Below are 11,748 nucleotides of genomic sequence, written 5' to 3' on the forward strand. Positions count from 1 at the left end.
ACAGTAGCCACCTCGGACCGGTTCACCGCACACCCCGGTGTTTCAGTTCCGAGAATTCACCGGGGAAGCCTTTGCACGAAGTTGCAAGGGGAGGAACATCCCAAAATTCTTGCAGTTGCGCTAAGCTCCAACGCTTGTGAAACCGCCTTCCCCTCGGCGGCCCGTCTTCCTGGATTCGACCGGGCGTCGTCGTCGCACCCTTCGAAGAACCGGGGCCTTCCTGGCGGTGCCTACTGTCGGTTACCTCGTGCTCATGACCAGTAGTCTGCTCGGCGGACCACGCATGGACACCCCACTGATCCCCCTCCCCGAACCCGCCAAGGCCAAGCACCAGCCGGCGGTCGAGGCAGTAGTGCAGACGCCGCAGCCGACCACCGGCTCGTCCACCCCCGGCGGCGATCCGTCCCAGCAGTCGAGCACCCCGGGCAGCGACTCCTCGACACCCGCTCCGTCGACGAGCAGCAGCACGAACCCGACCTCGGGAGTGACCACCGCGCCGACCGCGGCGCCCACGCCGGGCGCGACGACCGTCCCGACCGTGGGTTCGACCGTCGGGCCGCCGACCGCCGTACCGACGACCGTGCCGACGACTGCGCCGACCACTGCGCCGCCGAGCACCACCGCCCCGACGGCCACGCCGACCGGCACGACACCCGCACCGACGGCGACGACCACCACGACACACGGCAAGAAGCCGACCGCGCCGCCCGGTAAGACCAGGACGCCGGCCGTCCAGTGAGCCGGCCGGCAGCGCGCCGGGCGAAGCAGGTTCCGCTCCGGACGCACTGGATCGTGCTGACCATGCTGCTGGTCTGCCTGTCGACCATGCTGCTGCTGAACGGGTATACGCACCACATGTTCGGCGCGGAGGCCGACGGTGCGGTCAAGCCGGTCGGCGGGAACGCGACGGTACCGCGCTCGATCGTGAACGGCGGAGCGGTCATCGACGCCGGCGCCGGCGCACCCCGCTCCGTGTCGCCGAAGGCCCGCACCATCGCGCTCACCTTCGACGACGGACCGGACCCGGTCTGGACGCCGAGAATTCTGGAGGTACTGCGGCAGCAGCACGTGCACGCGACCTTCTTCGTGGTCGGCACCGCCGTCGCCGACCACCCGGAACTGGCCCGTCAGATCGTCGCCGAGGGCCACCAGATCGCGGTCCACACCTTCACCCACGCGAACCTGTCCACCGTGCCCGCGTGGCGGCGCTCGCTCGAACTGCGCCAGAGCCAGCTGATCCTGGCCGGCGCGGCCGGTGTCAGTACGACGCTGCTGCGGCCCCCGTACTCCTCGGAACCGAACGCCCTCTCCAACCGCGACTGGACGGCCCTGCAGGACATCCGGAAGGCGGGGTACCTGTCCGTTCTGAGCACCCAGGACAGCGAGGACTGGCGGCGCCCCGGGACCGAGAAGGTGATCGCCAACTCGATGCCGCGGAGCAACGCCGGGCAGGTGCTGCTGATGCACGACGCCGGCGGCGACCGCACGCAGACGATCGAGGCGCTGCGCAAGCTGCTGCCCCGGCTGAAGGCACGCGGCTTCCACTTCGCCACCGTGAGCGACGCGGTCGGCCTGCCCGACCCGACCCACAAGGCGGGGCTGCTGGACCGCGGACGCGGCCTCGCAGTCATCTGGGTGATGCGGATCAGCGACGCGGTCCTCTCGGTGCTCGGGTGGCTCCTGTACGCCGCCGGTGCGCTCAGCGTGCTGCGCGCCGCCGCCACGATCGTGGCCGCCCGACGGCACGCCCGGATGCGCGGCTGGAGCTACGGGCCGCCCGTGACGGAGCCGGTCAGCGTGATCGTCCCGGCGTACAACGAGAGCGCCGGGATCGAGGCGGCGATCCGGTCGCTGGTCGCGTCCGACCACCCGCTGGAGGTGATCGTCGTCGACGACGGTTCGACGGACGGTACGGCGGACATCGTGGAGGCGCTGCAGATCCCCGGCGTGCGGGTGATCCGGCAGGCGAACGCGGGCAAGCCGGTCGCGCTGAACACCGGGCTGAAGGCGGCCCGGTGCGAACTGATCGTGATGGTCGACGGCGACACCGTGTTCGAGCCGGACGCGATCCGCAAGCTCATCCAGCCCTTCGGCCACGCGGCCGTCGGCGCGGTGTCCGGCAACGCCAAGGTCGGCAACCGCGGCGGCCTGATCGGCCGCTGGCAGCACATCGAGTACGTGATCGGCTTCAACCTCGACCGCCGGTTGTTCGACCTCGCCGAGTGCATGCCGACGGTGCCAGGCGCGGTCGGCGCGTTCCGGCGTACGGCGTTGGAACGCATCGGCGGGCTCAGCGACGTGACGCTGGCGGAGGACACCGACCTGACCATGGCGTTGTGCCGTGACGGGTGGCGGGTGGTCTACGAGGAGAGTGCGGTGGCCTGGACCGAGGCACCGGCGTCCATGGGCGCTCTGTGGCGGCAGCGGTACCGCTGGTGCTACGGGACGCTCCAGGCGATGTGGAAGCACCGCGGGGCGATGGTGCAGCGCGGGCGGGCCGGCAAGTTCGGCCGGCGCGGTCTGACGTACCTCATGCTGTTCCAGGTGCTGCTGCCGTTGCTGGCGCCGGTGGTGGACGTGTTCGCGATCTACGGCCTGATCTTCCTCAACCCGGTGCGGGTGCTGGGCGTTTGGGCCGGCTTCGTGCTGCTGCAGCTGCTGATGGGGTTCTACGCGTTCTGGTTGGACGGGGAGCGGCCCGGTCCGTTGTGGACATTGCCACTGCAGCAGTTCGTCTACCGGCAGCTCATGTACCTCGTGGTGATCCAGTCCGTGTTCACTGCGCTGGCCGGTACCAGACTGCGCTGGCAACGGATGGAGAGGTACGGCAGCCTGCAGGCTCCAGTGGTTCGCTAACCTAACGCGATGAGATTCTCACGGGGTGTACTCGTCGTTGCCGGGCTGCTGACCCTGACGGCCGGTGCCAAGCCGTGCATTGTCGGCGGCACGGTAACCAGTGTGAGCGAGGCCCCGTGGGTGATTGCGCTGAACACCACGCAGTCCGAGTCGTCCAGCGGGCGATACTGCGGCGCAACGCTGGTCACGCCCGACAAGATCGTCACCGCCGCGCACTGCATGGACGAGGCGACCTCGACGTATTACGCCGTCCAGGGCCGCGCCAACCTCGGTGACAGCTCGACAGGACGGGTGTCGCCGATCAGCAAGGTGTGGATCCACCCGGGATACAACACGAAGAACAACCGGTACGACGTCGCCGTACTGACGCTGGCCAAGCCGTTCACCGGCGTACCGGTGCTGCCACTCGAGACACGGGCCCGTGCGGACGCGGAAGGCGCCGTACCGACCGTGTACGGCTGGGGCGACACACAGGACACCGGGCCGGACGAGACACTGCAAAAGGCCGCGGTGCCGGACCTGGGCGACAAGACGTGCCTGGCCAACAAGAGCTACGTAGCCAACGGGTACGCCGCGGCAACCAACATCTGTGCCGGCTACCTCCAGGGCGGCACCGACGCGTGCCAGGGCGACTCCGGCGGACCCCTTGTCCTCAACGGCCGCCTACTCGGCGTCGTGTCCTGGGGCCAGGGCTGCGCCCAGCCCGGCGACCCCGGCGTCTACACCGAGATCGCCGGCGTGGTGAACGCCGTGCGGCAACAGGTTCGTTAAGCCGAAACATACCTGTCAGTACCAGCCTCAAGTCGTCACGGTCCTGACACGCTCCGACAACACCATGTCCTTACCTTTCTGGGCAGTTACCCGCCCAGTGAGGAGAAGGCATGGCACAGACCAGGCGTCAGTTCCTGCAGCAGGTCGGCATCACCGGTGGGGCCGGTGTCCTCTATTCCACGATGTCGGCGCTCGGCCTCACGGGCGCCGCCGAGACTCCCGCGTACGCCGCCCCGTCGCGCGCGGACCTGAACGGCCGGGGCGCCAAGCACGTCGTCGTCCTCGGCGCCGGGATCGCCGGGCTCACCTCGGCGTACGAGCTCCTGAAGGCAGGCTACAAGGTCACTGTGCTGGAGGCCCGCAACCGCCCAGGAGGCCGGAACTGGACGGTCCGCGGTGGCACGGTCGAGACCGATCTCGCCGGCAACACCCAGCGCGCGACGTTCTCCGCCGGTCAGTACATGAACGCCGGGCCGGCCCGGCTCCCGCAGCATCACCTGACGCTCGAGTACTGCCGTGAACTCGGGGTCGCGATCGAGCCGTTCGTCAACCAGAACGCCGACGCGTACCTGTACCGCGAGGGCTCCACGGCACTCTCGAACAAGCCGATCCGGCACCGTACCGCCAAGGCGGACGTGTACGGCTACGTGGCCGAACTGCTCGCCACGGCCGCCGACCAGGGCGCGCTCGACGGACAGTTGACCGCCACCGACAAGGAGGCGCTGATCGGGTTCCTCAGCAGCTTCGGATCGATCGGGGACAAGGCGTCCGGCTTCGCCTACACCGGCACCGACGGCCGGCGCGGCTACACGGTCGAGCCCGGTGCGGGCCTCGAGGCCGGTACGACGGCCGCGCCGTACCCGTTGAGCGACGTCTTCGCCAGCGGCGTCGGCAACTACTTCTCGTTCGAGTTCGGCTGGGACCAGGCGATGATGATGTTCCAGCCGGTCGGCGGGATGGACCGGATCCCGTACGCGTTCGAGCACGCGATCGGCCGCGACAAGATCCGGTACGGCGCCGAGGTGACGGGCATCCGCAACACCGGGTCGGGCGTCGAGGTCACCTACACGAGCGGGTCCCGCACCCGCGCGGTCACCGGGGACTACGCGATCTGCGCCCTCCCGCCGCACCTGGCCGCGAAGGTCCCGTCCAACCTGCCGAGCCCGATCCTCGAGGCGCTGAAGTACGCGCGCCCGACGAACGCGGGCAAGATCGGCATCGAGTACGGCCGGCGCTGGTGGGAGGAGGACCACCGGATCTACGGCGGCATCACGAACAGCTCGCTCGACACCGTCAACACCTGGTACCCGTCGTACAACTTCCACGGCGAGCGCGGCACGGTCATCGGCTACTACAACACCGGCGCCAACGCGAACCTGTACGGCGCTCTGACACCGGCCGGCCGGCTGGAGCGGGCCCTGACGCAGGGCGCCAAGATGCACGGCGACGTGTACACGAAGGACGTGAAGGCGGCCTTCTCGGTCAACTGGATGGGCACGAAGTACTCCGAGGCCTCCTGGGTGAGCTGGCCCTCGCAGACCGACGGGATCTACGCCCGGCTGCTCGAACCCACCGGCAACATCTACTTCGCCGGCGACCACCTCTCGCACACGATCGCCTGGCAGCACGGCGCGATCACCTCGGCACGTGCAACCGTGACCGCACTGCACAGCCGGGTGGTGACCGGCGGATGAAGGGGCGGCTGCTGGCCGGCGCGGTGGCGTTGGTCGTGTCTTTCACAGCCGGTGCGGGTACGGCGGCCGGGTGGTGGGACCGGCCGAAGCCGCCGGCGCCCGGCACCGTGGTTCCGGCGCTCCCGACCGGTCAGTCCAACCCGATGATCGCGACCGGTGTCGGGATCGGCGCGAACACGCCGGTCTACAAGACCAGCGGGATCGGCCCGACGGCGCTCAACACCGGCGCGCCGGCGGGGTCCGAGGCGTCGTACATCGACACGGCGATCTTCCCCGGCGGCACGCTGCCCGCCGGGGTGACGATCACCGAGGCGCAGGGCATCAACGTGCTGCGGCGGATCGGCGAGAACCTCGCGGCGGCGGGACTGTCGTACGCCGACGTGTACACGATGCGCGTCTTCCTCCAGAACCCCGACGGCGCGGCAACCGCCGACTTCGCCGGGTGGAACCGTGCGTACCGCCAGTACTTCGCCAACACCGACCTCACCACCGGCGCCTACGTCCCGGTTCCGCTGGGGACGGCGGCGCCCGCGAAGCCGTTCGTGGTCAACAAGGCCCGTCCGTCCCGCTTCGCGCTGGAGATCGAGAACCTGCCGGTGAACGGCTGGCTGGTGGAGGTGGAGGTCGACGCCGCCTACCCGAAACGCTGACACACTGGAGGCATGACTGAGCCTGTCCGTGTGATCAAGGCCGGTGACCTGGTCGCCGCCGACCCGACGTCCGGCATGCTCCGGATGCGGGCGTTCGAGCTCCCGATCCTGTGGGCCGGGCAGGTGATCACGCAGCCCGGCATCACCTCCGGCTGGCACCACCACGACAAGAACGAGAGCAGCCTGTACATCGTGTCCGGCGTACTCCGGCTGGAGTTCGAAGGCTCCGACGAGTACCTGGACGCGGTGGCGGGCGATTTCGTGCACGTCCCGGCGTTCACCGTGCACCGGGAGAGCAACCCGGGCGCCGAGCCCTCGCTGGCGGTCATTGCCCGGGCCGGTGGCGGGATCCCGACCGTGAACGTCGACGCGCCGCACTGACATGCCGACCCACGAACAGGTCACGGTCGGCGTGGTCGGCGCCGACCAGATCGTGCCCCGGATCGTCAACCTGGCCCGGGAGCTGGACAACCCGGCGCTGCGGCTGGTGACCGCGGTGTACGCCGACGAGCATGCCGCCCACGAGCAGGCCGCCCGGATCGCGTCCCGGGTCGACGTCTTCCTGTTCGCAGGTCCGCTGCCGTACGACGTGGCGGTCGCGGGCGGTCTGCCGGTGCCGGCGACGTACGTCCCGAGCGGCGGGCCCGCACTGTTCTCGGCGCTGCTCCGCGGCGTACTGGAGAAGGTCTTCGACCCGGCCCGGATCAGCGTGGACACGATGGCGCGGCGGGACCTCAAGCACGTCTACGAGGAGATCGGGCTGAGCGTTGCCGGGGTCCGGCTGAAGGAGTACGCCGGGCCGGAGTCGGCCGAGGAGTTCCTCGACTTCCACCGCACGCTGCACGACCGCGGCCGGACCACCGGGGCGGTCACGACCGTGCCGACCGTCGACGTCGCGCTCCGGAAGGCCGGCGTACCGACGCTGCGGATGACGCCGTCGTCGATGACGATCCGGCAGGCGCTGACCACCGCGATCCTGATGGGCGGCGGCGCCAAGCTCGAGGAGTCCCGGATCGTCACGATGATCGTCCGGGTGCCCGCGGCCTCGCTACCGGCGCACGCGAGCGCGAGCGCGTACTGGTACCAGGAGCTCCGGCTGTCGCTGCACCGCGAACTGCTCCGCGACGCCCGGCCGATGGACGCCGCGGTGGTGCCGCGCGACGAGCACAGCTTCCTGATCGTCACCACGATGGGCTCGTTGCGGCTGGCCACCGACAACCTGTCGATGGCGCCGTTCCTGGACCGGATCTCCGAGGAGCTGGGGATCCGGCTCGAGGTCGGCATCGGCCTCGGTACGTCGACCCGCGAGGCGGAGGTGAACGCCCAGTCCGCCGTCGACAAGGCTGCCGGCGGCGGTACGGCGTTCGTGGTCGGGCCGCACGGGTTCGTCCTGCAGATCCCGGGCGAACGCACCCGGGCCGCGGAACGCCCGGTGCCGGGCGATTCGCGGGCGCTGCAGATCCTGGCGACGCTGGCCGAGCAACTGGAGAAGGCGAACGACACCGAGCGGGTGGTGGACGCGGAGAAGGTCGCCGAACTCCTCGGGGTCACGCTGCGGACCGCGCGCCGGACGTTGACCACGCTGGTCGACGAGGGCCTGGCGTGGCCGATGCCCCCGCCCCGCTCGAACAAGCTCGGCCGGCCGCCCCGGCCGTTCCAGCTACTCGTGGAGAAACTCCCGCGCTGAGTTATTACGGACATCCATAAGTGCTATTCAGGCCTTGCCGAAGCTTTGCCGCTGAGGCAGGGTGGTCGGCATGCCTGCAATCGCGGTGGTGGACAACCGGGTGGCAACCGAGCGGGCCCACCAGGCGGGTCAGGACGCCTGGTGGGTCTACCTGGACGAGATCCTCGGCCAGCTCCGGCTGCCGTACGCGGCGGTCGCTCCGGACGACATTCCGGACGACGTGTCGGTGCTCGTCGTCGCCACGCCCGGTCCGACCGCCGGACTCGAGGACTGGGTTCGGGCCGGCGGTGCATTGATCATCGTGGGCGATCCCGGGCCGCTGTCCACGCTTGCGGGCGTCTCGGCGTACGCCGCCGTACCTGATGGCCACGTGACACGTGTAGATGAGTCCGTCTGGTCGTACCGGTCGCCGCGGGCGCTGCACGCCATCGGTGGGCGGCTTTCCGTCGCCGACGCAGAGGTGATCGCGCGGTGGAACGACGACGCCGCCGCGGCCACGCTTCGCCGGGTCGGCGCGGGGGTCGTGCTGACGTACGGCGTCGACCTGTGGCAGACGATCGTCCGCATCCAGCAGGGGTACGCCGTCACCGCGGACGGCCTCCCCGCCCCGGACGGTACGGCGCCGATCGACGACGGGATCCTGAAGTGCGAGGACGGGATGGCGCTCAGCTTCGAACACGACCGGGCGATGCCGCCGGGCGAGCCGGAGCTGGCCAACAGGTTCGTGCATACGTATCCACCGCCGAGCGCGGTGCCGATCTTCGACCAGCCGCAGGCGGACTGGTGGTGCGCGCTGTTCGCACAGAGTCTGTGGTGGTGCGCTTCGCAGACCGGAGCAGCCGTGCCATGGCTCTGGTACTGGCCGTCCGGGGTGGATGCGGTCGCGCACATGTCGCACGACTCGGACGGGAACGTCGAGGAGGAAGGGCAGTCCGCGCTCGACGCGTTCGCCGAGGCTGACGTCAAGGTGACGTGGTGCCACGTCTTCCCTGGCGGATACTCCCCGGATCTACACGAGCAGATCACCGCGGCCGGGCATGAGAACGCCCTGCACTACAACGCGATGGGGGATGCGGACCTGGCCGTCTGGGGCTGGCCGCAGCTGCGCGCGCAGTACGCGTGGGCGCAGGCCGTCACCGGGACCGAGCGGCTCGTCTCGAACAAGAACCACTACACACGCTGGGAAGGCTGGACCGAGTTCTACCCGTGGTGTGAGCGGCTCGGCATCCAGATCGACGAATCCCGCGGACCCAGCAAACAAGGGGATGTGGGGTTCACCTTCGGTGCCGCGCATCTGACCTTCCCGATGGCTCCGGTTGCCGAGGGCAACCGCCTGTACGACGTACTCAACCTGCCGCTGCACACCCAGGACCTCGCCTGGGCCGGACATGCCGCGGTCCGCGACGTGATCCTGGACGGTGCACAGGCAGTGCACGGTGTCGCGCACTTCCTCTTCCACGGGCCGCATCTGCACTTCCGGCCGCCGACCCGGAGGGCCTGCATCGAGCTGGCCGCGGAGGCGCGACGGCGCGGGATGCCGTGGTGGACGGCCGGGCGGCTCAACAGCTGGGAGCGGAGCCGGCGCGGCGTCACGCTGTCGGTCGAGGCGCATCCGGACGGGTTCGCAGTACGTGCGCAGGCCGCCGAGGCGGTGCCGGAAGCCGCCGTGCTGCTCGCCGTGCCGGACGTCGGGCCCGACCCGGTCGTCAAGGAGGGCGAGGGATCGGCGCGGACCGTGGACCGGTTCGGTCGGGCCTTCGTCGAGCTGACCGCGGATATCGTTGCCGGAGACAACAGATGGGTGATCACACCATGATGCCGGAGTGGCCGCAGTACGACGACGAGGAAGCCAAAGCCCTGCTCGAGGTGCTGAACTCGGGGAAGTGGGGCAGCACCAGCGGGGACACCGTCGCCACGTTCGAGCGCGAGTTCGCGGCGTACCAGCAGGCCGGGCACGCGGTCTGCCTGGCCAACGGGACGCTCGCGATCGCGGTGGCGCTGCGGGCCGCCGGAGTCGGGATCGGCGACGAGGTGATCGTCCCGCCGTACACATTCATCGCGACGGCGTCGGCAGCGCTGTTCGTCGGGGCGGTGCCGGTGTTCGCGGACGTGGATCCGGACACGCACCTGCTCGACCCGGCGGCCGCCGAGGCGGCGATCACCGAGCGGACGAAGGCGATCGTCGTGGTCCACCTCGCGGGCCGGCCGGCCGACCTGGACGCCTTCACCGCGCTCGGCGAACGGCGCGGGCTGACGATCGTCGAGGACGCGGCGCAGGCGCACGGGGCGGCGTACAAGGGCCGGCCGGTCGGGGCGATCGGCGACCTCGGCACGTTCAGCTTCCAGAGCAGCAAGAACATCACGGCCGGCGAGGGCGGCGTCGTACTCACGGAGTCCGCGGAGCTGGCGGGTGCGGTGTATTCGCTGGTCAACGTGGGGCGGGTGCCCGGCGGCGGCTGGTACCAGCACGAGACGGTCGGCTACAACCTGCGGCTGACCGAGTTCCAGGCGGCGATCCTGCGCGTCCAGCTCCGCCGCCACCCGGAACTCCAAGCCCTCCGCGAACGCAACGCCCGCCTACTCACGGACCTCCTCGCGCCCGTCGAAGGCATCCGCCTGGCCCCCGAAGATCCCGCGATCACCGCCCACGGCCGCCACCTCTTCATGCTCCGCGTCCCCGGCCACCGAGACGCCGTACTCAAGTCCCTGACCGCCGCAGGCATCGACAAGGCCTCCCCCGGCTACGTCCCCCTGCACCGCAACACCGCAGTACTCCGAGAGGCAACCACCATCACCACCCGCCTCAACCAGCCCTACCCCCAACCCACCTGCCCGAACGCCGACAAGGTCTCCCAAGACACCATCTGGCTCCCCCAGCCCTACCTCCTCGGCACCGAAGACCAAACCCAAACCCTCGCAACCACCATCACCAACGCCATCCCCCGCTGAAGACCCATCCGGTCACGCCCGATCGCCCCAGGCCGCAACGTCATTCGCTCCTGACACGAACGGGAGCGGGAACAGCACCTGGATAGGTCCCGGTGATGGTCAGGTGGAGGCGTGAGTGTCGCTGGTGCGCCATCGGGTAGGTAGATCAGTTCAGGGCGAGGTTGGCGGCGAGTTGGTGCAGCTTGGTGAGCTGGTTGGGGAGGGCGCGCAAGCTGTTGCTGATGGCACCTTCGATGGCGGCGAGGTCGCCCATCCAGCGGGCTGGGGGGTTTTCGCCGAGGGCTACCTGGAGGTGTTCGCCGAGGATTTGTAGGTGGTTTCTGGTGACGCTGAGGAAGAGGTCTTCGCCGGGCCAGGTGAGGTCGCCGGTGTAGGTGGCGAGGATGGCGGCGATTCCGTCGGGGTCGCCGGAGGCGAAGATGTAGGCGACGCGGGCTGCTTCCAGGGCGGCGCTGTCGGTGCGGACGCTGTCCCAGTCGACGAGGACCGGTCCGGTCGGCGAGTTGACGATGTTGTGGGGCTTGAAGTCGCCGTGGGTGGTCACCAGGTCGGGGACGGAGTCGCACGCGGCGGCGACACGTTCGGCGGCCAACAGCAACTGCGGAAGGGTCTCCTCGTACAGCCCCACCCAAGGCATGTCCCCTGCCTTCGCCAACCACCCCTCCCACGTTGCCGGCGAGCGGACCGAGCCCCGCCACCACCGAGGCAAGGGAGCCTCGCCGAGTGGCTGCAGTTGGTGGACCTGGAGCATCGTCCGGCCGAGCCAAGCCGACACATCCGCGGACGCCGAGCCCGACGACGCGAGGTCCCCTGGCTGATGCTCGACCCACTCATGGACGCGGAACAGCCGGTCCTCGATCCGCGTCAGCCAGCCCAACACCGGATCGACCGGTGTCACCGGCGACGGCATGTCCACGCCGGCGTCGAGGGCGAGCTGTTCGAACGCCATCGCGACCGTCAACTGATCGATCAGCCCGTCGCCGTTGAACTGCCCACCCGTCGCCCGGAAGTACCCTTTGACGAAGTACGAGCCCAACCGCCAGGCGTCGGTGTCCCCGCGGCGCACATGCACCAGCTCACCGCCCGGGTCCAGGTCGAACGCGACTGAGACTTCCCGTGCCGTCGGTGTGTACACACCAAG

The 11,748-nt window shown here is 69.7% G+C and carries 10 protein-coding genes; 9 read left to right on the top strand and 1 reads right to left on the bottom strand.

The window, feature by feature from the left end; translation table 11 throughout:
- The first annotated feature begins 253 nt into the window (after positions 1-253).
- The 9 genes from AB0M51_RS27865 (at position 254) to AB0M51_RS27905 (ending at position 10,607) form a co-directional block, all read left to right on the top strand.
- Positions 254-739, top strand: coding sequence for a hypothetical protein (locus tag AB0M51_RS27865; RefSeq protein ID WP_344188536.1), 486 nt, complete (start codon positions 254-256; stop codon positions 737-739).
- The gene (locus tag AB0M51_RS27870) at positions 736-2,856 is read left to right on the top strand and encodes a bifunctional polysaccharide deacetylase/glycosyltransferase family 2 protein (protein ID WP_344188537.1); all 2,121 of its coding nucleotides are present in this window, start codon (positions 736-738) and stop codon (positions 2,854-2,856) included. The genes AB0M51_RS27865 and AB0M51_RS27870 overlap by 4 nt, the downstream gene beginning before the upstream one ends.
- A gap of 9 nt (positions 2,857-2,865) precedes the next feature.
- Positions 2,866-3,627, top strand: coding sequence for a serine protease (locus AB0M51_RS27875; RefSeq protein WP_344188538.1), 762 nt, complete (start codon positions 2,866-2,868; stop codon positions 3,625-3,627).
- A gap of 110 nt (positions 3,628-3,737) precedes the next feature.
- Positions 3,738-5,321 carry an FAD-dependent oxidoreductase gene (locus AB0M51_RS27880; RefSeq protein WP_344188539.1) on the top strand — a complete coding sequence of 528 codons (1,584 nt, stop codon included), beginning with the start codon at positions 3,738-3,740 and terminating at the stop codon, positions 5,319-5,321.
- On the top strand, positions 5,318-5,971 hold the full coding sequence (locus AB0M51_RS27885; RefSeq protein ID WP_344188540.1) for a Rid family hydrolase: 654 nt from the start codon (positions 5,318-5,320) through the stop codon (positions 5,969-5,971). Before AB0M51_RS27880 ends, AB0M51_RS27885 begins: the two co-directional genes overlap by 4 nt.
- Before the next feature lie 12 nt (positions 5,972-5,983).
- A complete protein-coding gene (locus AB0M51_RS27890) occupies positions 5,984-6,352 on the top strand; it encodes a cupin domain-containing protein (RefSeq protein ID WP_344188541.1) in 369 nt (122 codons plus the stop codon).
- 1 nt (position 6,353) lies between these two features.
- The gene (locus AB0M51_RS27895; RefSeq protein WP_344188542.1) at positions 6,354-7,658 is read left to right on the top strand and encodes a hypothetical protein; all 1,305 of its coding nucleotides are present in this window, start codon (positions 6,354-6,356) and stop codon (positions 7,656-7,658) included.
- Between the two features lie 70 nt (positions 7,659-7,728).
- The gene (locus tag AB0M51_RS27900; protein WP_344188543.1) at positions 7,729-9,474 is read left to right on the top strand and encodes a hypothetical protein; all 1,746 of its coding nucleotides are present in this window, start codon (positions 7,729-7,731) and stop codon (positions 9,472-9,474) included.
- Positions 9,456-10,607, top strand: coding sequence for a DegT/DnrJ/EryC1/StrS family aminotransferase (locus AB0M51_RS27905; RefSeq protein WP_344188544.1), 1,152 nt, complete (start codon positions 9,456-9,458; stop codon positions 10,605-10,607). The genes AB0M51_RS27900 and AB0M51_RS27905 overlap by 19 nt, the downstream gene beginning before the upstream one ends.
- A gap of 145 nt (positions 10,608-10,752) precedes the next feature.
- Here AB0M51_RS27905 and AB0M51_RS27910 read toward each other — a convergent pair whose 3' ends face one another.
- On the bottom strand, positions 10,753-11,742 hold the full coding sequence (locus AB0M51_RS27910; RefSeq protein WP_363751164.1) for an aminoglycoside phosphotransferase family protein: 990 nt from the start codon (positions 11,740-11,742) through the stop codon (positions 10,753-10,755).
- Positions 11,743-11,748 lie beyond the last annotated feature (6 nt).

This window comes from Kribbella sp. NPDC051137, from assembly GCF_040682535.1.
Lineage (GTDB): Bacteria > Actinomycetota > Actinomycetes > Propionibacteriales > Kribbellaceae > Kribbella > Kribbella karoonensis.